At 68.3% G+C, this 21,502-nt stretch carries 19 protein-coding genes; 12 read left to right on the forward strand and 7 right to left on the reverse strand.

Annotated elements, in window-relative coordinates; all coding sequences use genetic code 11:
• Positions 1-55: 55 nt before the first annotated feature.
• Entirely contained in the window at positions 56-496 is a 441-nt protein-coding gene (gene dtd / locus AASM09_RS19680; RefSeq protein WP_043034581.1) for a D-aminoacyl-tRNA deacylase, read from the reverse strand.
• Positions 497-557: 61 nt separating this feature from the next.
• On the opposite strand from dtd, the gene AASM09_RS19685 reads away from it, so the two are divergent.
• From AASM09_RS19685 to AASM09_RS19700, 4 genes are all read left to right on the forward strand, one after another.
• Entirely contained in the window at positions 558-1,478 is a 921-nt protein-coding gene (locus tag AASM09_RS19685; RefSeq protein WP_049429435.1) for a lauroyl acyltransferase, read from the forward strand.
• Between the two features lie 86 nt (positions 1,479-1,564).
• Positions 1,565-2,701: a GTP cyclohydrolase II RibA gene (ribA, locus tag AASM09_RS19690; protein ID WP_100443698.1), complete on the forward strand. Its 1,137-nt coding sequence runs from the start codon at positions 1,565-1,567 to the stop codon at positions 2,699-2,701.
• A 75-nt stretch (positions 2,702-2,776) separates the two neighbouring features.
• On the forward strand, positions 2,777-3,277 hold the full coding sequence (locus tag AASM09_RS19695) for a PH domain-containing protein (protein WP_049428937.1): 501 nt from the start codon (positions 2,777-2,779) through the stop codon (positions 3,275-3,277).
• The gene (locus tag AASM09_RS19700; RefSeq protein ID WP_049428936.1) at positions 3,274-4,812 is read left to right on the forward strand and encodes a PH domain-containing protein; all 1,539 of its coding nucleotides are present in this window, start codon (positions 3,274-3,276) and stop codon (positions 4,810-4,812) included. Before AASM09_RS19695 ends, AASM09_RS19700 begins: the two co-directional genes overlap by 4 nt.
• Positions 4,813-4,881: 69 nt before the next feature.
• On the opposite strand, the gene AASM09_RS19705 is transcribed toward AASM09_RS19700, so the two are convergent.
• Positions 4,882-5,940: a CDP-glycerol glycerophosphotransferase family protein gene (locus AASM09_RS19705; protein WP_049428935.1), complete on the reverse strand. Its 1,059-nt coding sequence runs from the start codon at positions 5,938-5,940 to the stop codon at positions 4,882-4,884.
• Here AASM09_RS19705 and AASM09_RS19710 point away from each other — a divergent pair.
• Positions 5,939-6,757, forward strand: coding sequence for a glycosyltransferase family 2 protein (locus tag AASM09_RS19710; RefSeq protein ID WP_049428934.1), 819 nt, complete (start codon positions 5,939-5,941; stop codon positions 6,755-6,757). The two genes, AASM09_RS19705 and AASM09_RS19710, sit on opposite strands and share 2 nt — an antisense overlap.
• Positions 6,758-6,800: 43 nt before the next feature.
• Positions 6,801-7,922 carry a glycosyltransferase family 4 protein gene (locus tag AASM09_RS19715; RefSeq protein WP_049428933.1) on the forward strand — a complete coding sequence of 374 codons (1,122 nt, stop codon included), beginning with the start codon at positions 6,801-6,803 and terminating at the stop codon, positions 7,920-7,922.
• Here the strand turns inward: AASM09_RS19715 and AASM09_RS19720 are convergent.
• The 5 genes from AASM09_RS19720 to def form a co-directional block, all read right to left on the reverse strand.
• A complete protein-coding gene (locus tag AASM09_RS19720) occupies positions 7,895-9,184 on the reverse strand; it encodes an O-antigen ligase family protein (protein WP_049428932.1) in 1,290 nt (429 codons plus the stop codon). The genes AASM09_RS19715 and AASM09_RS19720 overlap by 28 nt on opposite strands.
• A gap of 117 nt (positions 9,185-9,301) precedes the next feature.
• A complete protein-coding gene (locus AASM09_RS19725) occupies positions 9,302-11,023 on the reverse strand; it encodes an ArnT family glycosyltransferase (RefSeq protein WP_049428931.1) in 1,722 nt (573 codons plus the stop codon).
• A 23-nt stretch (positions 11,024-11,046) separates the two neighbouring features.
• A complete protein-coding gene (rsmB, locus tag AASM09_RS19730) occupies positions 11,047-12,378 on the reverse strand; it encodes a 16S rRNA (cytosine(967)-C(5))-methyltransferase RsmB (protein ID WP_049428930.1) in 1,332 nt (443 codons plus the stop codon).
• 3 nt (positions 12,379-12,381) lie between these two features.
• Positions 12,382-13,305 carry a methionyl-tRNA formyltransferase gene (fmt, locus tag AASM09_RS19735; RefSeq protein WP_049428929.1) on the reverse strand — a complete coding sequence of 308 codons (924 nt, stop codon included), beginning with the start codon at positions 13,303-13,305 and terminating at the stop codon, positions 12,382-12,384.
• Positions 13,306-13,425: 120 nt separating this feature from the next.
• Positions 13,426-13,938, reverse strand: coding sequence for a peptide deformylase (def, locus tag AASM09_RS19740; RefSeq protein ID WP_010481177.1), 513 nt, complete (start codon positions 13,936-13,938; stop codon positions 13,426-13,428).
• Between the two features lie 126 nt (positions 13,939-14,064).
• On the opposite strand from def, the gene AASM09_RS19745 reads away from it, so the two are divergent.
• The 6 genes from AASM09_RS19745 to AASM09_RS19770 all read left to right on the forward strand — a co-directional run bounded on the left by AASM09_RS19745 (position 14,065) and on the right by AASM09_RS19770 (position 21,495).
• Entirely contained in the window at positions 14,065-15,198 is a 1,134-nt protein-coding gene (locus AASM09_RS19745; protein WP_049428928.1) for a LysM peptidoglycan-binding domain-containing protein, read from the forward strand.
• A gap of 198 nt (positions 15,199-15,396) precedes the next feature.
• Complete coding sequence (gene dprA, locus AASM09_RS19750; RefSeq protein WP_049428927.1) at positions 15,397-16,524, forward strand: DNA-processing protein DprA; 1,128 nt, start codon at positions 15,397-15,399, stop codon at positions 16,522-16,524.
• 43 nt (positions 16,525-16,567) lie between these two features.
• On the forward strand, positions 16,568-17,041 hold the full coding sequence (locus AASM09_RS19755; RefSeq protein WP_005411195.1) for a DUF494 family protein: 474 nt from the start codon (positions 16,568-16,570) through the stop codon (positions 17,039-17,041).
• A gap of 39 nt (positions 17,042-17,080) precedes the next feature.
• Positions 17,081-17,839: a pilin gene (locus AASM09_RS19760; protein ID WP_049428926.1), complete on the forward strand. Its 759-nt coding sequence runs from the start codon at positions 17,081-17,083 to the stop codon at positions 17,837-17,839.
• 49 nt (positions 17,840-17,888) lie between these two features.
• Positions 17,889-18,821, forward strand: coding sequence for an RDD family protein (locus AASM09_RS19765; protein WP_049428925.1), 933 nt, complete (start codon positions 17,889-17,891; stop codon positions 18,819-18,821).
• Positions 18,822-19,014: 193 nt separating this feature from the next.
• On the forward strand, positions 19,015-21,495 hold the full coding sequence (locus AASM09_RS19770; RefSeq protein ID WP_100443699.1) for a DNA topoisomerase I: 2,481 nt from the start codon (positions 19,015-19,017) through the stop codon (positions 21,493-21,495).
• Positions 21,496-21,502: the final 7 nt, after the last annotated feature.

The raw sequence follows: 21,502 nt of genomic DNA on the forward strand, positions 1-21,502 counted from the left end.
AACGTAGCATTATACCAGCCCGGGGCCCCGCCTGCCGGGCGGTGGTCCCGCAGGCTCAGGGCCTGAGAAGGAAGGTCACGGGACCGTCATTGACCAGGCTGACGACCATATGGGCACCAAATCGGCCCGTTTCCACCCCTGGCGCGTGATTTTCACGACAGATCTCGACAAAACGATTGAACCCGCGTTCAGCCTCGTCCGGCGGCGCGGCCGTGGTGAAGCTCGGCCGCATGCCCGATCGGGTGTCGGCGGCCAGGGTGAACTGGCTGACCAGCAGCAGGCCGCCGCCGGTATCGCGCAGCGAGCGGTTCATCTTCCCGGCCTCGTCGGCAAATACCCGGTAGCCCAGCAGGCGCTCGGCCATCCGCCGCAGCTGGGCCTCGGTATCGCCCGGCTCCATGCCGACCAGGGCCAGCAGGCCGGGCCCGATCTGCCCCACGGCCTCATCGTCGACATGGACGGCGGCCTGGCTGACACGCTGGATCAGGACGAGCATCGTGGGCTTCCAATGAACAGGGCCGGCCACGATAGCAGCGCCCTTGGCTAAACTGGCGCCGATGAATCCGCAACGCAAAGCCCGGCTGGTCTACCGCGCCACCACCCTGTTCGCCCGCCTGCCCTGGCCGCTGCTGCGGGCGTTCGCGCGCGCCCTGGCGTGGGCGTGGATCGCCCTCAATGCCCGCGAGAGCCGTGTCACCCGGCGCAACCTGGAGCTGGCCTACCCCGAGCTGGACGGCGCTGCCCGCGATCGCCTGCACCGGGAACTGCTGCGCTCCACCGCCCTGCAGGCCATCGAAACGCTGCGGCTGTGGAGCCAGACGCCGGCCGACAACCTGCGCCTGCACCTGAAGCAGCGCCATGGCGAGGCCCTGTACGACGCGGCGCTGGCCAGCGGCAAGGGCGTGATCGTGGCCGCCCCGCACTACGGCAACTGGGAGCTGCTGAACCAGTGGCTGGCCTCGCGCGGGCAGATCGCCATCGTCTACAAGCCGCCGGAGGACGAAGCCAGCGATGCCTTCCTGCAGCTGGTGCGCGGCGGGCAGAACGTGCAGCAGGTGCGCGCCGAAGGCCCGGCCGTGCGCCAACTGTTCAAGGTGCTCAAGGACGGCGGTGCCACGGGCATCCTGCCCGACCAGCAGCCCAAGGCCGGCGATGGCGTGTTCGTGCCGTTCTTCGGCGTGCAGGCGCTGACCATGACCCTGGTCAACCGGCTGGCCGAACGCACCGGCGCCACCGTGCTCTATGGCTGGTGCGAACGCATCGGGCCGGACATGGAATTCGCCCTGCACATCGAGCCGACCGACCCGGCCGTGGCCGATCCGGACCCGCTGGTGGCGGCCACCGCCCTCAACGCCGGCATCGAACGCATCGCCCGCCGCGACCCGGCGCAGTACCAGTGGACCTACAAGCGCTATACGCTGCGGCCACCGGGCAGCGATGAGGAAGATCCCTACGCGACCGAAGAGCATCCCCACTGACGGCCTCGCGCCCCGGGCCGCGCGGTCCCTGCTACCCGCGGCCGCACCACGTTGAATACGACGCCGTCGCCCCCATAGAGACTGCGATGTCCGCCTCCCCCGGTCCTGCCATGTCTGCTGCTTCTTCCCTGTTCGGCGATCCGGCCGCGATCCGCTGCGAGCGCGCGGTTGCCGAACTGCGTGCCGGTCGCCCGGTGCTGCTCCACGATAGCCAGGGCCAGCGCCTGGCGGTGATCGCGCTGGACAGCGCCACGGCCAGCAGCTTCGCCGCCTTCGCCACTGCCGCCCGCGAGCGCCATTATCTGTTCCTGACCGCCACCCGTGCCCGCGTGCTCGGCGTGGAGGCACCGCAGGGCGCGCGCCTGCCGCTGAGCGGTGTGGCCTTCGATGCCCTGCCCTCGCTGGGCTACCTGCGCGAACCCGGTCCGATGCCGGAAGGCTGGAGTGCCGGCGACGCCTTCGATGCCGGCGCGGTGGAACTGGCCCGCCTGGGCCTGCTGCTGCCAGCGATGGTCGCGGTGCGTCTGGACGTCGATGACCATACTTTCGACGGTGCGGCCGAGGTGGCCCTGTGCGACCTGGCCGAAGGCGCAGCACATGCGGCCCACGACTACGAACTGGTGGCGCGTTCGCCAGTGCCGCTGCGCGACGTCGGCATGACCACCTTCGCAGTCTTCCGCGGCGGCGTGGCGCAGCGAGACCAGGTCGCGATCATCGTCGGCGAGCCGGATCTGTCGGCCGTGGTGCCGGTGCGCGTGCATTCTTCGTGCCTGACCGGCGACCTGTTCGGTTCACTCAAGTGCGACTGCGGCGACCAGCTGCGGCGCGGCCTGCGCAAACTGAAGGATCTGGGCGGTGGCGTGCTGCTGTACCTGGACCAGGAAGGCCGCGGCACCGGCATCGCCGCCAAGATGCGCGCCTATGGCTACCAGCACGACGGCCTGGACACCATCGACGCCGATGCGCAGTTGGGCTTCGGTGCCGACGAACGCCGCTATGGCAGCGCGGTGGCGATGCTGCGCGGCCTGGGCATCACCCGCGTGGCCCTGCTCAGCAACAACCCGACCAAGGCGCAGCGCCTGCGCAACGCCGGCATCGAGGTGCTGGACTGCATTCCGGTCACCGGCGAGATCACCGCCGAGAACGAGCACTACCTGCGCACCAAGGCCGACCGCGCCGGCCACCTGCTGGATGTCGATGCGCTGATCCAGGCTGCCCAGTAACGCAGCCGACCTGCTACCGTCTGCGCGGTGCGGCCATGGCCGCTACCGCCCGCCCTGCTGCCTGACGGAGCCCGCGTGACCGACGCCTCGATTCCTGCACCACCCGACACCGATTGGCAGTCACTGCCGCAACGTGCGGCCCGCCTGGCCGCACTGGAAGGTGCCTTTGGCGGCCTGTTCATCCCGGGCCTGCCACTGGCGGCGGCGGCGTGGTTCTTCGATCTGCCCGGTGGCCTGTGGACCGCTGCAGCCGGACTGCTCATGGGAATCGCCTTTGGCGCATGGCTGGGCCGTCGACGCCTGGTCCGCACCCGTTGGCGGCTGGACGCACAGGGCCTGGGCCTGCGCCGCGACCTCATGTGGCAGCTGGAAACACGTATCCCGCTCTCGCGAGTGCAGCATCTCGATCTGCGCCGGGGCCCGCTGGAGCGCCGTGCCGGCCTGGCCACGCTGATCGTGCACACCGCCGGCACCCGCATGAGTGCGGTGACCGTGAGCGGCCTGGACGAAGCCGACGCCGAACGCCTGCGCGACACCCTGTCCCACCAGCTCGACCAGGACGCCGACGCCCTGTGAGCCTGCCGCCCCCCCTGCCTGCACCGCTGCCCGCCGGCACCGAGGACCACCGGCTGCACCCGTGGTCGTGGCTGTTCGTGCTGCTGATGCAGCTGCGCCACTATTTGCTGCCGCTGGTCGCGCTGCTGGTGTTCGGCCAGCGCGGCGACCGCGATCCGATGTGGGCGCAGCTGATTCCGCTGACGGCAATTGCCGCGCTGGTCCTGGTGTCGGTGCTGCAGTACCTCAGCTACCGCTACCGCATCGGCAGCGACGCGATCACCGTGCGCAGTGGCCTGTTGGCGCGCAACCGCCGCGAGATCCCGTTCGCCCGCATCCACAACGTGGAAGTGCGGCAGAACCCGCTGCACCGCCTGTTCGGCGTGGCCGAGCTGCGCCTGGAATCGGCCGGCGGTGTGCGCCCGGAAGCGGAGATGCGGGTACTGAAGCTGGACCAGGCACTGGCGCTGGAACGGCTGGTCCGCCAGCGCGGGCAGGCGCCGCAGGCCGACGACGCCGTGGATGCGCCGCCCATTGCCGACGTCGACAGCGAACACGTGCTGCTGCGACTGTCCAGCTGGGACGTGGTGCGCATGGGACTGCTCTCCAACCGCGGCTGGGCACTGGCGGTGGCCGCGTTCGGCGTGCTGTTCCAGACGGTGCCGCGGCCGGTGATGGACGATGCCATCCAGCGCGGCGGCCGTGAGGCCTTCGGCTATGCCAGCCACCTGCATCCCGGCGTGACCGGTGCCTTCCTGCTGGTGGCGGCAGCCCTGCTGCTGGGCTGGCTGGCGCTGCGCATGCTGTCAGTGGTGCTGACCCTGTTGCGTTACCACGGCTTCACCCTCGTCGAGCAGGACCGCCGCCTGACGGTGTCGGCCGGGATGTTCAGCCGCACCCGCAGCAGCGTGGCACGTCGCCGCATACAGGCCTGGACCCTGCGCGAAGGCACCCTGCAGCGCTGGTTCGGGCTGCGCCAGCTGCGCATCGACAGTGCCGCCGGTGGCCCTTCGCGTGATGAGGACCGCGCCCTGCGCGAACTGGCGCCGCTGGCAACCCGCGAACACTGCACACAGCTGGTGCAGCACCTGCTACCCCAGCTGCACTGGCCGCCAGCGCAATGGCAGTCCATTCCGCAGCGCGGCTGGTGGCGGCTGTGCCTGGGCGCGCTGCTGCTGGTGCCACTGCTGGCCGTCGCCGCGTACTGGCGTTGGGGCCCCTGGGGCCTGGTCGTGCTGGCCTGGCTGCCGGTCGCACTATTGGTCGCACACCGGCAGATGGCGCGCATGGGCTGGTATCTGGACGAGCACTATGTGGCCGTGCGCGGCGGCTGGTGGAAACGCTGGTGGCGCTGGGCCGAGCTGGACAAGGTGCAGGGCCTGCGCCTGCAGCGTTCACCGCTGGACAAGCTGCTGGGCACCAGCAGCCTGCAACTGGATACCGCCGGTGCACATGGCGACGTGGCACTCACCCTGCATCATCTGCCGCAGGCACAGGCACAGCAGGCGATGGATCAACTGGCGGCCGCGCTGGCGCGGCGCAAGCTGCGCTGGTGATGCGGGCATCCACGCATGGCGTGGATCTACTGTAGAGCCGAGCGTGGGCTCGGCTCTACATCCCCCCGATCATCGCTGCGAGGGGCCCCAGTAGCCCAGATCCTTGCGGATCTGCAGGTCGCGCATCCAGCTGCCGAACGGCTTGCGGCGCAGCGCCCCCATTTCACCGGACAGGAAATCCTCGGTGGCCGCGATCACGCGCTCGCTGGAAAGGCCATCGCGGTACGGGTGGATGGCATCGGCGTAGCGCACGATTTCCGCCTGCAGCGCGGCGTCCGGGTGCAGCGCGCGCTGCAGCATCGCCGGCAACTGTGCCTGGTCGTCGAAATCAATCATGTGCGGCTTCGGCACGCGGTTGCGGAAGGTCACCACCGGCTTGTGCTGGACGATGAATTCCGAAACGATCGACGAGGTGTCCGACACCAGCACATCGGCGGCACGCTGCGCGGCCATCACCTGCTCCGGCTCGATGAAGCGGGCATTGGTACCGGCCAGCGCGCGGTAGCGCTCGAACAGTTCCGGCGGACATTTGGGATGCAGGGTCAGCAGCCAGTAACGCCCACCGGCCGCGATATCGGCGGCGATCTGCGGATGCAGGTGCGGGGCCGCGCTCAGCCGCTCGGTGAAGGTAGAACCAAACAGGATCACCGGGCGGTCGCCGGCCGGCGCGCGCAGTGCGGCGCTCTCGCCACCGTCATCGCGGAACAGCGGGTCCAGCTTCGGCCAGCCGGTCTCGGCCACCGCGAAGTGGCCCTGCTGGGCCGCGATCTCGCGGAACGGCGTGGTGGTGGCCGGCCCCTGCGTGCAGTACAGGTCGAACATGCCGCGCACCCGGAAGTGGCCGCGCGCACTGTCGCGCTTTTCCACATTGAAGCCATGGAACAGCTGTACCTTGGCCCCCGAAAGGAAGGTCGGCACCCAGTTGGCCGCGCTGAACACCGCCCGCGGGCGCATTGCCAGGGCCTGCTTCAGGCCAACGTTGGGCACCCCCGGCAAGCTGCTGCCGGCTGCGCCGCCTTCGAACCAGGCCGCAACTTCCTGCCCGGACGCGTGCAAGGCCTGCGCCAACGGGGCGAGAATAGGCAGCGCATAGCGCTCCGTCGCAAACAACAGGTATCCGGCCATCATGTCCTCCACGACCGCTCCCATCGAACGGCCTCGCATCTCGGCGTGCATTATCGCGTTCAACGAGGCCGGGCGCATCGGCGACTGCCTGGCCTCGCTGGCCTTCTGCGATGAGATCGTGGTGGTGGACTCGCAGTCCACCGATGCCACCGTGGCCATCGCCGAGGCGGCCGGTGCCCGCGTGCTGCAGCGCGTGTTCGAGGGCTTCCGCAGCCAGAAGGCGTTCTGCGTCGAACAGGCCAGCCACGACTGGGTACTGTGCCTGGATGCCGACGAGCGCATCAGCCCCGAGCTGCGTACGGCCATCGAACAGGCCCGTGACGGCGGCTTCGCCGACCACGCCGGCTACCGCTTCGCTCGCCTGTCCGAATACTTTGGCAGGTTCCTGCGCCACGGCAATGCCTACCCGGACCGGGTGATGCGCCTGTTCGACCGTCGCCAGGGCGGCTGGCGCGGCAAGCGCGAGATCCACGAGGCGGCCAGCGTCGACGGCAGCGTCGGCACCCTGCGCGGCGATCTCATCCACTACCCCTATCGATCATTGCAGCAGCAGCTGGCCAAGACCGAGAAGTACGCGCGGATGATGGCCGAGCACGAATTCGCGCGTGGCAAGCGGGCCACGCTGGGCAAACTGGTGCTGGCCCCGGCCTGGCGGTTCTGGCGCGGCTTCCTGTTCCGCGGCGGCTTCCGCGACGGCTGGCACGGCCTGGTCTATGCCTATGTGCGTGCCAACTACGTACGGCAGAAAACCATCATGCTGTGGATGCTGGGCAACGGACAGGCGGTGGCCGATCCTCCGGCTCCCGTGGAACGGCCCTGAGCCGGCTGTGTCACACTTGCCGCGCGTTGCCTGAAGATCCCCCATGAAAATCCTCTACACCAACTTCCACTACGGCGACGGTGGCGGCCACACCACGTACATCGTGTCGCTGGCGCGAGCCCTGCATGGCCAGCACACGCTCCATGTCGCAGCCCCCGCCGACAGCCGCCTGCTGCGTACGGTGGCCGAGGAAGGAATCGCCACCCCGCTGCCGATGGCCTTTGGCAGCGGCCTGCCGACCCTGCCACAGCAACTGGCCGAGCAACACGCGCTGCGCCGGCTGGTGCGTGACGAGGGCATCGACCTGGTCCACGTCAACGGTGCTCGTGACCACCGCTTCGTGATGCAGGGACTGCTCGGCATGCGCCGCCCACCGATCATCCTGACCAAGCACAACAGCAAGCCCACCCGTACACTGGGCAATGCCGTCAGGGCACGCTGGGCCACCGACCGTGTGATTGCGGTTTCGGCCCACACCGGGCGTCTGCTCGAGCAGGGGCCCTACCGACGCTGCCCGATCGATGTTGTCCGCAACGGCGTCGACCTGGACCGCTTCGCACCGCTGCCGGCCGACGCCGGCCAGGCGATGCGACGGCAATGGACGCAGGACCCGGATGCGCTGCTGCTGGTCAGCAACGCCGGCACCGATGACTACAAGGGCTGGATCGACCTGGCGCAGGCCATTGCCCTGCTCCCCGACGCGATCCGCCCGCACGTGCACATGGCGGTCGCCGGGCACCTGCCCAGCGCGCAGCAACGCGCGCAGGTGCAGGCCCTCGGTGACGTCGCCGCGCAGGTCCACTTCACCGGCCTGCTGGCCGATACGCGGCCACTGATCGCCGCCGGCGACGTCGGCTTCGTACTGTCCAACGACATCGAAACGATCTCCTTCGCCTGCCGCGAAATGATGGCCAGCGCCAGGCCGATGCTGGTCAGCGACTACGCGGGACTGCCGGAAAACATCGAGCAGGGTGTCGACGGCTGGGTCGTGCCCACCCGCAACGTGGCCGCCATCGCCGCGCAGGTGCGGGCGGTGTATGAACAACGCCAGGCGCTGCCGGCGATGGGCATGGCCGCACGCCGCCATGCGGAGCGCGAGTTCGGCCTGCAGACTTTCGCCGGGGCGACCCTGGCCAGTTACGAAGCGGTGCTGGCCTCGGCCTGATCTGCCCGGCGCGGCTCGGACAGGGCCAGCAGCAGGGCAACCCAGGCGGCATAGAACGAAGCGGTTCGCATGTCACGCAGCATCATTTCGGTGACCCCGAAGACGGCGAATGCCACGCAGATGCTCAACCCTGCCGCGGCATGCAACCGCGACCGTTCGTCGCCACGCCACAGGCGTGGCACGAACACCAGCGCAGGGGCCACGTAGACCAGCACCAGGCCAAGCCCCCCCAGCACGCCGTAGGTGGCCAGGAAATACAGCAGGTCGTTGTGGGTCTCGCCGAAATCACGCGCGACCATCGCCGACACCTTTCCCTGTCCTGCAAGTCGTTCCAGTTCCTGGCGGAAGCGATCGCCACCACCGACACCGAACACCGGCTGCTCGCGGATCATGTAGCCCGCCGCGGTCCACAACTGAAGGCGGATGCAGACCGAGGTATCGGCCAGGTGGTCGGCACTGCAATCGCCATACTCGCTCACGCCAGCATCGATGCGATCGCGCAGCGCACCATCATGGGTGGCGATAATGCCGACACCGGCCGCCAGCACCAGGCCCAGCAGGATCTTCATCCGGCCAAGCCGGCGCCCCATCACCAGCAGGCCGATCAGCAGGAAGCAGGGAATCGCCAGCAGGCCACCGCGGGTCTGTGTCCACAGGAATGCGACCAGGCCAAGGATGCCGGTCAGCAGCTTCAGCGTGGCTTCGATGCGAGTGAAACGGGTCACCGGCAGGCCCAGCGACAACAGGCTCAGCACACCGAACAACAGGGTCAGGTCGCCGTAGGTCACCGCATTGAACTGCTGGGTGGCAGGCCGCACGCCTGTCTCCAGCGCCAACCAGCCAATGATGGCTGCTGCCGCCCATACTGCGGGCAGGGTGCCAAGCATCGCCCGCGCGAGGATCCTGCGCGGCACCCGCAGCGCGGCGAACAGGATCAGCAGCATCGACAACAGGCGCGCGGCCTTCTCGACCTCCGATCCCTTCCAGATGCCATGCACGCCCAGGCTGATCAGCACGCCGGCCAGCATCACGCCCATGCCGATGCCCATCCACGCATAGCGCCGGGCGGAACCGGGCAGCAGGCGCGGAGCAGCCGAGGGGACCAGCAGCAGGACGACCGACAGCAGGATCGCCAGGTAGAACCCCGCGCTGCCGCCCTCCATGGTGATCATCAGCAACGTCGGCAACGCGCCCAGCACCACGGCGTAGGCGCCGGCCAGCAGGCCCGTCGTGCGGGAGGTAGGCAGGGAAAGCGGAGTCACGTGGTGCGGTCGGCAGGTCGGTAGCGATAGACCGGCACGGTGCCGGGAGCGGTCCTCATTCTAGGACAGAGCAGGCCGCTGGTTGATGCAGGCTGGCCACGTCTGTCGCTCATTCGTTCAGTCCGCATCCGGTGGCCCCTGCAGCCGGTACTCGCGCTCCAGCTCCTTCAGGTCAGGCACGCAGGCCCCGGACACCGCCGTGGCGGGAACAAGCCACCAGCGACGGCGGTTGGATATGCCGGCCATCTCCGCCTGCGAACGATCAATGCACCCCTGCATCGCATCGTCATTCACCAGCAACCAGCGATGCAGGGGGGACAAGCGCTGCCAGCGCACGGCCGCCTGCAGCTGTTCATGCCAGCGGTTCTCGAATCCAAAGGTTGCCGCGCGGCGGTCCGCCATCAGCAGATTCTGTTCCTTCCAGGCCACCAGCCCCAGCTCCGCGTCTGGCCCGAGACGCGTGCCGACGTCACGCATCAGACCACGCGCGGAGCTTGAATCATTCAGCAACGGGTAGCCGAGCAGGCCGTAGAGCACCCAGGCCACGGCCAGGGTCGATACCAGCGCCAGATGGCTTCGACGCCAGCCAGCCACCACCAGGCTCAAGCCACCCCAGAGCCCCATCGCAAGGATCGTCCACGCCAATGCATCGGTGGCGCCGGGCGGCAGTCCACGTCCATGGGCAAGGTTCACCTCGAAGCGCGGATCACCCAGCAACGCGAGCGCCCCGACCAGGCTCAATCCCAGTGCCAGCAACGCGGCAAACCCTCCCAGTACCGCCTGCACATCCCGTCGCTTCAGCAACCCGGGCAGCAGCGGTGCCAGCGCCAGGCAGAACATCGGCAGCGCCGGCAGGATGTAGACATCACGCTTGCCCTGGGGAATCGAGAAGAACAGCACGACCAGCACCCACCAGGCCAGCGGCAGCAGGTAGCGTGGATCGCGGCGGCACAGGCGCCGGCGCCACGCCGGGATCGCCCATGGCAGCGCCAGGAACGCCGGTATCCACATCGCTGGCATGACACCGAAGAAGTACCACCACGGCTGGTGATGGTCCCAGGACTGCGTGTAGCGGCGGGCCGTCTGCCGCACCAGGATGTCGTTGATGTAGGCACGGTACTCGTCCGACCCGGTGCCCAGCGCGGCCAGCAGCATCGGCGCCAGCCACAGCGATACCGCCAGCAGGAAGGCCAGCGGTGCCAGCCAGAAGCGGCCATCGCGCGCGTGCAGGGAAACACGGGGCCAGTGCAGGGCTGCAGCGATGGCCGCCGGCACGATCATCAGCAGCGCCAGCATGCCCACGCCCTTGGTGATCACCCCGATACCGGCAAAGAACCAGCCCAGCCACCACCAGCGCCAGGCCGGGCCCAGCAGCAGGTGGCGCAGCAGGCCATAGTTGGCCAGGGTGATGAACAGCACCAGCAGCGGATCGATCTGCGCCTTCTTCGCCTGGAAGGTGAACTGCAGCGCGAACAGCAGTGCCCATCCGGCGTAGAGCCCGACCTGGCGCGTCCACAGCCGGCGCCCGAGGTCGACCACGCACCACAGCGTACCCAGTGCGGCCAGCAGCGAGGGCAGCAGGAAGGCCACGCGCCAGTGGCCAACCAGGCCGTACAGCGAGGCCTGCCACCACATCAGCATCGGCGGCTTGTCCGAATACAGCTCGGTTCCGCGATGCGGGAACAACCAGTAACCGCTGTCGACCATCTGCCGGGCCACCAGCGCGAAGCGTGGCTCGTCAGAGGGCCACGGATCGCGGAGACCGAGACCGGCCCCCAGCACCAGCAGGGCCACCACCACGAACAACCACGTCTGGCGCGACGCGTGGGTTTTCAGCATGGGACTCGAAACGGCAGCGGGGGTCAGCCTGCTTTTATCAGACGCGCGTAGAAGAAACCGTCAGCATCGTTGTCACCGGGCAGCCGCTGGCGTGCCACGCCCTCGCAATCCACGCCGAATGCGTCACCCAGAGGCTGTGCCACGGCGTCCGGATGCCACTTCAGGAACGCGCGCACCTGGTCGATGTTTTCGGCGCGCAGGATCGAGCAGGTGGCATACAGCAGCACGCCGCCCGGGCGCAGCATCGACCAGCAGGCCTCCAGCAGGCGCGCCTGCACGCCCACCAGTGCATCGATGTCTTCGGCGCGACGGTGGAACATCACATCCGGCTGGCGGCGGATCACGCCGGTGGCCGAACACGGCGCATCCAGCAGGATCGCGTCGAACGGCACGCCGTCCCACCACGCGCCGGGATCGCTGGCATCGGCGACCAGGGTCTGCGCATGTTCGCCCACACCGGTGCGGGTGTAGGTGTCGCGCGCACGGGCCAGCCGGCGCGCGTCGATATCCAGCGCCAGCAGGCGCAGGCTCGGGTCACGCTCCAGCAGATGCGCCGACTTGCCGCCGGGTGCCGCGCAGGCATCCAGCACGCGGGCACCGGTCGCGGGCGCCAGCGCATCGGCCGCGCATTGCGCCGACAGGTCCTGCACCGACAGTGCACCGTCGCCGAAGCCCGGCAGCTGGTTCACGGCAACGGGGGCCGCCAGGCGCAACGCATCGGCACACAGTGCAGTGGCTTCAGCGGCAATGCCGGCCTCGGCCAGCGTCGCCAGGGCCTTGTCGCGACCACCGTGCTGGCGGTTGGCACGCAGCCACAACGGCGCGGGTTGCAGGCTGGCGCTGAAGATCGCCTCGGCCTGCGTCGGCCAATCGCGTTCGATCGCATCAGCCAACCATTCCGGGAAGGCGTCGCGCGCAGGCTGTTCGGGGAATCCCTCGCGCTGGGCGCGGCGCAGGATCGCGTTGACCAGGCCGGCCTGGCGCTCACGGCCCAGCGCGCGCGCCGCATCGACCGTGGCCGAAAGCGCCGCGTGCGCAGGCAGTTCGAGTACGTCCAGCTGGGCGAAGCCGACCATGAGCAACGTACGCAGGTCGGCATCACGCGCCGAAAGCGGCTTCTGCATCCAGGCCTGCAAGGCCGCGTCATACGTGCTGCGACGGCGCAGCACAGCGAAACACAGGGCTTCCAGCAGCGCACGGTCGCGGCTGTCGGCCAGCTTCGGCAGTGCCCAGGCCAGTTCGGCCTTCAGCGAACGGCCACGGGTGAACACCTGTGCCAGCACGCGTGCGGCCAGCATGCGCGTGGCCGCGCCCGGTGCCGCCTTGGCGACGGAGAAATCGTTCTGCTTGGACACCGCTTATGCCCCCACGCGCAGATCGCGGCGAGCGTTGAGGTAGTCGGCAGCGGTGATCGCCTTGCCGCCTTCACGCTGCAGCACGCGCAGGCGCAGCGCGCCCTGGCCACAGGCAATGTCGATGCCGTCGCGGCCGGCGGCCAGCACGGTGCCCGGTGCCTGGCCGTGGTCCGCCTCCAGCGCCACCGCGCCATGGATGCGCACCCGTTCACCGGCCAGCGTCGCCTCGGCGATCGGCCACGGATTGAACGCGCGCACGGTACGCGCCAGCGCGCCGGCGTCCTGCGCCCAGTCCAGCCTGGCTTCGGCCTTGTCCAGCTTGTGCGCGTAGGTCACGCCCTGTTCCGGCTGCGGCCGCGCGATCGGCTTGATGCCGGCGCGCAGCAGGCCCAGGCCGTCGGACAGCACCTGGGCACCCAGCTCGGCCAGCTTGTCGTGCAGCTGGCCGCCGGTATCGGTGGCCGCGATCGGAAGCTCCTGGTGCAGCAGCACCGGGCCGGTATCCAGGCCCGCTTCCATCTGCATCAGGCACACGCCGGTCTTCGCGTCACCGGCCTGGATCGCACGCTGGATCGGCGCGGCGCCGCGCCAGCGCGGCAGCAGCGAGGCATGCACGTTCCAGCAACCATGGGTCGGGATGGCCAGCACCGCCTTGGGCAGGATCAGGCCATAGGCCACCACCACCATCAGGTCCGGCTGCAGCTCGCGCAGCTGCTGCTGGGCGGCTTCGCCCTTCAGCGACTCCGGCTGGTAGACCGGAATGCCACGGGCCACGGCCTCAAGCTTGACCGGCGAAGGCGCCAGGCCACGGCCACGACCGGCCGGGCGGTCCGGCTGGGTGTAGACCGCCACGACCTCATGGTGGCGCGCGGCCGCGCGCAGCGACGACACCGCGAATTCCGGCGTACCGGCAAAGACAATCCTCATGGCTACCCCACTTGCAGGATGGATTCGTGCAGGAAAGAAAACGGCGCCGTCGGCCGGCGCCGTACAGCCCGCGCGAGCCGCGCAGGCACGGGCCACCCGAAGGGTGGCCCGGATTGGCGATCACGCCACGTGCTTGCGCTGCTTGGCCAGCTTCTTGCGCACCATCTCGCGCTTGAGCGGCGACAGATAATCGATGAACAGCTTGCCGTCCAGGTGATCCATCTCGTGCTGGATGCAGGTGGCCAGCACTTCGCCAGCTTCCATCTGCTGTTCCTGGCCGTTGCGGTCCAGGTACTTCACGGTGATGGTGTCGGCACGGGTGACGTCGGCGAAGATGCCCGGGACCGACAGGCAGCCCTCCTGGTACACCCGGCCCCCGTCCTTGGCGACGATTTCCGGGTTGATGAACACATGCGGTTCATTCTTTTCTTCGCTGACGTCGATGACCATGAAGCGCTTGTGCACGTCCACCTGGGTGGCGGCCAGGCCGATGCCCGGGGCGTCGTACATGGTCAGGAACATGTTGTCGATCAGTTCCTGGAAGGCCGGCGTGGTGACTTCGGCAGCTTCGATCAACGCGGCCTTGGTACGCAGGCGCGGATCGGGGAACTCGAGAATGGGGAGAAGGGCCATGGCTGTTTCCGGATAGGGGGCCGGCACGCCGGCATACGTCGCAGATTCTAGCTCCAACGCTTGCCTTGCGCCCCGGTTTCTGGACTATAGTGCGCGGACCTGTTGGGGAATCAGGGCTTCACACCTATGTTGCTTCGTTTTCGTACGGTCGTCGCCGCGGCGATGCTGACCGTGGCTGCCTATGCTACCGCCGTGGAAGTGAATGGCGGGCACCCGGACACCTATGTGGTCCGAAAAGGGGATACGTTGTGGGATATCGCCGCACGTTTCCTGCAGAAGCCGTGGCTGTGGCCGGAGATCTGGCAGGCCAATCCACAGATCGCCAACCCGCACCTGATCTATCCCGGTGACGTCCTGAGCCTGGCCTACCTGGACCGGGTGACCGTGGCGGCCCAGCCCGGCCCGCGCCAGGAGGCCCCGATCGACGCCATTCCGCTGGCCCAGGTCGAGCCGTTCCTGAAGCAGCTGAGCGTGGTCGACAGCATCGAGCAGCTGCCCTACGTGGCCGGCCTGGAAGAAGAACGCCTGCGCGCCACCAGCGGCCACGCCGTCTATGTGCGCCTGGCCGACGCCCAGGTGGGCCAGCGCTGGGCGGTCGTCCGCCCGACCGTGCGCTACGCCCAGCCCAAGCCGACCGAGGACCTGACCGCCAACGGCGACGTCACCCCGGGCAGCGGCAACCTGTGGCGCGCCTACAGCGCCCCCAACCACCGCCGCGGCGTGCTCGGCTATGAGCTGGCCCAGGTCGCCACCGGCACCATCACCCATGTCGCCGGCGGCAAGGTCGAGGCGTCCACCCTGGTGCTGGACAAGAACGAGGGCGGCCGCGAGGTGCGTGCCGGCGACCGCCTGGTGCCGATCGAGGCCAGGCCGTACGACCTGCAGTTCGTGCCCCATGTCCCCGCCGCCGGTGTCGAGGGCGTCGACGTACGCGTGCTGGCCGTCACCGACATGTTCACCGCCGGCGGCCCCCGCGACGTGATCGCGATCTCGGCGGGTCGCACGCAGGGCGTGGACAATGGAACCGTGTTCTCGCTGTGGCGCCCGGGCCGCCATGTGGCGCACCGCATGAAGTATCCGAACTCGTCGCGTACGGACGATTCGCTCAGCACCGGCGCCGGCCGGGTCTCGCTGCCGGACGAGTACGCGGCGCATGCCATGGTGTTCCGCACCTTCGACAACGTCAGCTACGCGCTGGTGATGCAGGGCGTGAAGCCGGTGCGCGTGGGGTACAACGCCCTGCACCCGGACGCGAAGTAGAGTCGACTGTGTAGAGTCGACTGTGTAGAGTCGACTGTTAGTCGACTGCTCTTCACCCCCCCCCCCCCGGAAACGCCCGCGCTGCACGCGATGGTCGACTGACAGTCGACTCTACAGGGGCGGTCTCCGGCAAACCCTGACGGTCACATGCGAAGGCGCCCTAGGGCGCCTTCGTTGTATCCGGCCGATAGTGGGGGAATGACCAGACAGATGGATGAGGCGCTGCTGCGCCTGGTGATGGCAGGCGGCGCGCTGGCGCCACGGCGGGCCCTGCTGCAGGCCGCGGGCAACGCAGAGATTGCGATCGCGCAGGGCGCCGCGAACTGGCGCGCACACGGTTGCACGCCAGAGCAGTGCGCTGCACTGGAACGCCCCGACGCCCGCGCCTGGACCGCGGCACGGCACTGGCTGGAAGACGACGACCACCATCTGCTGTCCTTTGCCGACGCGGCCTTTCCGCCGCCCCTGCTGGACGTCCCGAACCCGCCGCTGGCGCTGTTCGTGGCGGGCGATCCAAGCGTGGCCTGGCGCCCCTCGGTGGCGCTGGTCGGCAGCCGCTCGCCAACCCCGGGAGGACGCGCGCTGGCCGCGCGCTTTGCCAGCTGCTTCGTCGAGGCCGGACTGGCCGTAACCAGTGGCCTGGCGACCGGCATCGACGCCGCCGCCCACCTGGCCACGCTGGAGGCAGGCGGCTGCACCGTAGCGGTGATCGGGACCGGCCCTGATCGGGCCTATCCGGACAGCCACCAACGGTTGCAGGGGCGGATCGCCGCCGAGGGCGCGGTGCTGAGCGAGTACCTGCCGGGCACACCGGCACGCCCGGGCCACTTCCCCGCGCGCAACCGGCTGGTGGCCGGGCTGGCGCTGGCGACGGTGGTGGTCGAGGCCGCGCAACGCTCCGGCGCCCTGATCACCGCACGGCTGGCTGCCGAGGCCGGCCGCGAGGTCTGCGCCCTGCCCGGCTCGGTACTCAACCCACGCGCAGCGGGCTGCCACCGGCTGATCCGCGAGGGCGCCGCACTGGTCGAGCGCCCCGAGGAAGTGCTGGAACTGCTGGCCCCTGCCCTTCGCCAGCAGCTGCCGGGCTTGCAATCACGTCTGGATGCCCCCACTGAACAGGGACCGCCGGCGCTCCTGCCGGCGCGCTGGGCCGACGACCCTGACTACCAGCGCTTGTGGCGGGCCCTGGACCACAACCCAACCAGTATGGATTCACTGATCACGCGCTGTGGATTGACGGCGCCCCAGGTGTCCTCCATGCTGCTGGCCATGGAACTGGCGGGAATCGTGGTGTGCGTACACGGCCGCTACTGTCGAACTCCCTAGTTTCTTCACCTCCACAGCGTCGCGCGACGCAGGCCGAGGGGCAATGAAAGAGAGCATCCTGGACGTACTGCTGTACCTGTTTGAACACTATTTCAGCGAAGACGCGGACCTGATCCGTGACCGCGATTCGCTCCAGAACGGCCTGATCCAGGCCGGTTTCAGCCCAACCGAGATCAACAAGGCGTTCGACTGGCTCGACGCCCTGGCCGCGCAGCGGCCGAGCGTGGCCCAGGCACGGGTCGATGGCCCCGTGCGCGTCTACCACGGCCCCGAGCTGGACAAGCTGGACGTGGAATGCCGCGGCTTCCTGCTGTACCTGGAACAGCACGGCATCCTCGACGCCGACCAGCGCGAGCTGGTGCTGGACCGGGCGATGGCCCTGGACCAGGACGAACTGGACCTGGACGACCTGAAATGGGTCGTGCTGATGGTGCTGTTCAACCAACCTGGCTCCGAAGCGGCCTATGCCTGGATGGAGACGCAGATGTTCATGGACGAGCCAGAACCCCTGCACTGACCGTACACTTGGGGGCATAGCGCATTCAGGAGCGTCCCCGTGAGCGAGTGGTTCCATGCAGAAGGCAACCGGCAGCAAGGCCCGCTGCCGGCGGAACAGTTGGTCGAGTTGTTCCGCAACAACCAGATCACCCTGGACACCCTGGTCTGGCGCGACGGACTGCCGCAATGGCAGCCGTTGCGCACCGTCGTGGACGAACTCGGCCTGATCGTGCCGGCGCTGGACGCCGCCGCACCGCCGGTCGAACCCGAGCCGGAACCGGAACCCGTCGCACCGCCTCCGCCGCAGCCACCGGTACTGCCGGCGTCCACGCCCTACGCCACCAGTGCATCGGCCACCGTCCTGCCGGCACCGAAAAAGAAGCTGTCCGGCTGTGCGCTGACCGCCATCATCGGTGGTGGCCTGCTGCTGGTGCTGGTGCCGATCCTGGCCATCCTCGCCGCGATCGCACTGCCGGCCTACAACGACTACACCGTGCGCAGCAAAGTCGCTGGCGCCGTGGCCGCGCTGCAGCCGCTGAAGGACCAGGTGCAGCATTTCGCCGATGACGAAGGCCGCTGCCCGGGCGCCAACGACGCCGGCTTCCCGGCCCCGGGCGACTTCGCCAACGTGGGTCTGTCGGCCGTGAACATCGGCCGCTTCAACAACGGCCACTGCGGCATCGAAGCAACGCTGGCGGTACCGGGCAAGGGCATCGACGGCGACCTGCTGTGGCTGGAATACGACCGTGACAGTGGCCGCTGGGCATGCAGCGGCGAAAGCGACGACAAGTACCTGCCGCAGTCGTGCCGCGGCTGAGCCGCGCGCATGCCAGCACCTCCATGGACGATCCAACAGGGAACACGCAATGACTGAGTGGTATTACGCCGAAGGACAGCAGCGCCAGGGCCCGCTGCCGGTGCAGGAAATCCGCCAGCGCTTCCAGCGCGGCCAGTTGAACCTGGACACCCTGGTCTGGCGCGAAGGCATGGACCAGTGGGCGGCGCTGCGCCAGGTGGTCGACGAGCTCGGGCTGCAGACCCTGGCCGATGCAAGTACCGCCACCGGCAGTGGCGGTTTCGACCTGCGCAACGACTATGCGGCCATCGACAACGGTACCGCGCCGCTGCCCGGCACCGGTGCCCTCAGCAGCTCACCCTACAGCGCCCCGGCAGCGCTCGGTGCCGGCGGCCATGTGCAGCCGGTGGTCGGCGGCGAAGTCGTCTATGCGGGCTTCTGGAAGCGCGTGGCAGCCTACGTGATCGACTACTTCGTGCTGGTCATCCCCGGCAGCATCATCGGCGTCATTCTCGGGGTGATCCTCGGCGCCGGCATGGGTGCGGTGGGCAGTGACGAGTCGGCCATCGAGATCGTGGCGCAGCTGGCCAGCGCACTGATCAACTTCGCCATCGGCATGGCGTACTACACCTGGTTCCATGCCTCGAAGGGCGGCGCCACGCTGGGCAAGATGGCGGTGGGCATCAAGGTCGTGCGCGGCAACGGCGAGCGCCTGACCAAGGCCCGCGCGTTCGGTCGTTACTGGGCCATGCTGCTGAGCAGCTTCACCCTCGGCATCGGTTTCCTGATGGCGGCCTTCACCGAGCGCAAGCAGGGCCTGCACGACATGATCTGCGACACCCTGGTGGTCGACCGCTGGGCCTACACCGACCAGCCCCACTTGCAGCGCCGCGAGCTGGGCACCGTCACCGTGCTGGTGCTGGTGTTGACCGGCCTGCTGTCGCTGGCGGGCCTGGCGCTGCTGGTGTTCGCGGTCGGCTTCATCGCCAAGATGGCCTCCTGAACGGCCATCCTCACGCCTGGCTGCTTGACACGGGCTGGCCGGGCGTGATTCCTCTAATAAGGTGAAACCTGAACGCCCGGCACATTACCGGGCGTTCAGTTTATGGATTTGCGCGTGGCCGCTTCACTAATGCGGCCATTTGCTCCACCCTAGCGGCCCCTTCCCCACGGTTCGCCCCACAGACCCTGCTGCCATGCCCAAGCACCTGCTCATCGTCGAATCGCCGGCCAAGGCCAAGACGATCAACAAATACCTCGGCAAGGACTACACCGTCCTGGCCTCGTATGGGCATGTGCGTGACCTGATTCCGAAGGAAGGCGCGGTCGACCCGGACAACGGGTTCGCCATGCACTACGACGTGATCGACAAGAACGAGAAGCACGTCGATGCGATCGCCAAGGCCGCCAAGGGCGCCGACGACATCCTGCTGGCGACCGACCCGGATCGCGAGGGTGAGGCGATCAGCTGGCATATCGCCGAGATCCTGAAGGAACGCGGGCTGGTCAAGGACAAGCCGATGCAGCGCGTGGTGTTCACCGAGATCACCCCGCGCGCCATCAAGGAAGCCATCAGCCAGCCGCGCGCGATCGCCAGCGACCTGGTCGATGCCCAGCAGGCGCGCCGCGCGCTGGACTACCTGGTCGGCTTCAACCTGTCGCCGGTGCTGTGGCGCAAGGTCCAGCGCGGCCTGTCCGCAGGCCGCGTGCAGAGCCCGGCGCTGCGCATGATCGTCGAGCGCGAGGAAGAGATCGAAGCCTTCATCGCCCGCGAATACTGGTCGATCGCCGCCGAGTGCGCGCATCCCAGCCAGCACTTCAACGCCAAGCTGATCAAGCTGGACGGGCAGAAGTTCGAGCAGTTCACCATCACCGATGGCGACACCGCTGAAGCGGCGCGCATGCGCATCCAGCAGGCCGCGCAGGGCTCGCTGCACGTCACCGACGTGGCCAGCAAGGAGCGCAAGCGCCGCCCGGCGCCGCCGTTCACCACCTCCACCCTGCAGCAGGAAGCCTCGCGCAAGCTCGGCTTCACCACCCGCAAGACCATGCAGGTGGCGCAGAAGCTGTATGAAGGCGTAGCAATCGGCGAAGAAGGCACCGTCGGCCTGATCTCGTACATGCGTACCGACTCGGTGAACCTGTCGCAGGATGCGCTGGCCGAGATCCGCGACGTGATCGCCCGCGATTACGGCATCGCCTCGCTGCCCGACCAGCCCAACACCTACCAGACCAAGTCGAAGAACGCCCAGGAAGCGCACGAAGCGGTACGCCCGACCTCGACCCTGCGCACCCCGGCCCAGGTCGCACGCTTCCTCACCGACGACGAGCGCCGCCTGTACGAACTGATCTGGAAGCGTGCAGTGGCCTGCCAGATGATTCCGGCCACGCTCAACACCGTCAGCGTCGACCTGTCGGCCGGCAACGAGCACGTGTTCCGTGCCAGCGGCACCACCGTGGTCGTGCCCGGCTTCCTGGCCGTGTACGAGGAAGGCAAGGACAACAAGAGCGCCGAGGACGAGGACGAAGGCCGCAAGCTGCCGGCCATGAAGCCCGGCGACCGCGTCCCGCTGGAACGCATCCAGGCCGAACAGCATTTCACCCAGCCGCCGCCGCGCTACACCGAAGCGGCGCTGGTGAAGGCGCTGGAAGAGTACGGCATCGGCCGTCCCTCGACCTACGCCTCGATCATCCAGACCCTGTTGTTCCGCAAGTACGTGGAGATGGAAGGTCGCAGCTTCCGCCCGTCCGACGTCGGCCGTGCGGTGTCCAAGTTCCTGTCCAGCCACTTCACCCAGTACGTGGATTACGACTTCACCGCCAAGCTTGAAGACGAGCTCGATGCCGTCTCGCGTGGCGAAGAAGAGTGGATCCCGCTGATGTCGCGCTTCTGGGAACCGTTCAAGGAACTGGTCGAAGACAAGAAGGAATCGGTCGACCGCGCCGAGGCCAGTGGCGCGCGCGAGCTCGGCACCGACCCCAAGACCGGCAAGCCGGTCAGCGTGCGACTGGGCCGCTTCGGGCCGTATGCCGCCATCGGCAGCACCGCCGAGGATGCCGAGGAGAAGCCGAAGTTCGCTTCGCTGCGCCCCGGTCAGTCGATGCACACCATCTCGCTGGAAGACGCGCTGGAACTGTTCCTGATGCCGCGCGCGCTGGGCGAGGACAAGGGCGAGCCGGTCAGCGTCGGCATTGGCCGCTTCGGACCGTTCGCCAAGCGCGGCAGTACCTATGCCTCGCTGAAGAAGGAAGACGACCCGTACACCATCGACCTGGCCCGCGCCGTGTTCCTGATCGAAGAGAAGGAAGAGATCGCGCGCAACCGGATCATCAAGGAGTTCGAGGGCAGCGACATCCAGGTGCTGAACGGCCGCTTCGGCCCGTACATCAGCGACGGCAGGATGAACGGCAAGATCCCCAAGGATCGCGAACCGGCCTCGCTGACCTTGGCTGAAGTGCAGCAGCTGATGGAAGAAACCGGCAAGCCGGTGCGCAAGGGCTTCGGTGCCAAGAAGGCCGCTGCGAAGAAGGCGCCGGCCAAGAAGGCCGCGGTGAAGAAGGAAGCCGCGCCGAAGAAGGCTGCCGCCAAGAAGGCACCGGCCAAGAAGGCGGTGAAGAAGGTGGTGAAGAAGGCTGCCGCGAAGAAGGCACCGGCCAAGAAGGCCGCCAAGAAGTAAATCCACG

The sequence above is a fragment of the Stenotrophomonas maltophilia genome, assembly GCF_039555535.1.
GTDB lineage: Bacteria > Pseudomonadota > Gammaproteobacteria > Xanthomonadales > Xanthomonadaceae > Stenotrophomonas > Stenotrophomonas maltophilia_Q.

Coding starts and splice junctions, on each gene's coding strand:
- dprA (WP_049428927.1), top strand. CDS start 15,397: ATGACCAGACAGATGGATGAGGCGCTGCTGCGCCTGGTGATGGCAGGC.
- AASM09_RS19705 (WP_049428935.1), bottom strand. CDS start 5,940: ATGATGGCCGGATACCTGTTGTTTGCGACGGAGCGCTATGCGCTGCCT.
- AASM09_RS19715 (WP_049428933.1), top strand. CDS start 6,801: ATGAAAATCCTCTACACCAACTTCCACTACGGCGACGGTGGCGGCCAC.
- AASM09_RS19755 (WP_005411195.1), top strand. CDS start 16,568: ATGAAAGAGAGCATCCTGGACGTACTGCTGTACCTGTTTGAACACTAT.
- ribA (WP_100443698.1), top strand. CDS start 1,565: ATGTCCGCCTCCCCCGGTCCTGCCATGTCTGCTGCTTCTTCCCTGTTC.
- AASM09_RS19770 (WP_100443699.1), top strand. CDS start 19,015: ATGCCCAAGCACCTGCTCATCGTCGAATCGCCGGCCAAGGCCAAGACG.
- AASM09_RS19725 (WP_049428931.1), bottom strand. CDS start 11,023: ATGCTGAAAACCCACGCGTCGCGCCAGACGTGGTTGTTCGTGGTGGTG.
- dtd (WP_043034581.1), bottom strand. CDS start 496: ATGCTCGTCCTGATCCAGCGTGTCAGCCAGGCCGCCGTCCATGTCGAC.
- AASM09_RS19745 (WP_049428928.1), top strand. CDS start 14,065: ATGTTGCTTCGTTTTCGTACGGTCGTCGCCGCGGCGATGCTGACCGTG.
- fmt (WP_049428929.1), bottom strand. CDS start 13,305: ATGAGGATTGTCTTTGCCGGTACGCCGGAATTCGCGGTGTCGTCGCTG.
- def (WP_010481177.1), bottom strand. CDS start 13,938: ATGGCCCTTCTCCCCATTCTCGAGTTCCCCGATCCGCGCCTGCGTACC.
- AASM09_RS19685 (WP_049429435.1), top strand. CDS start 558: ATGAATCCGCAACGCAAAGCCCGGCTGGTCTACCGCGCCACCACCCTG.
- AASM09_RS19710 (WP_049428934.1), top strand. CDS start 5,939: ATGTCCTCCACGACCGCTCCCATCGAACGGCCTCGCATCTCGGCGTGC.
- AASM09_RS19765 (WP_049428925.1), top strand. CDS start 17,889: ATGACTGAGTGGTATTACGCCGAAGGACAGCAGCGCCAGGGCCCGCTG.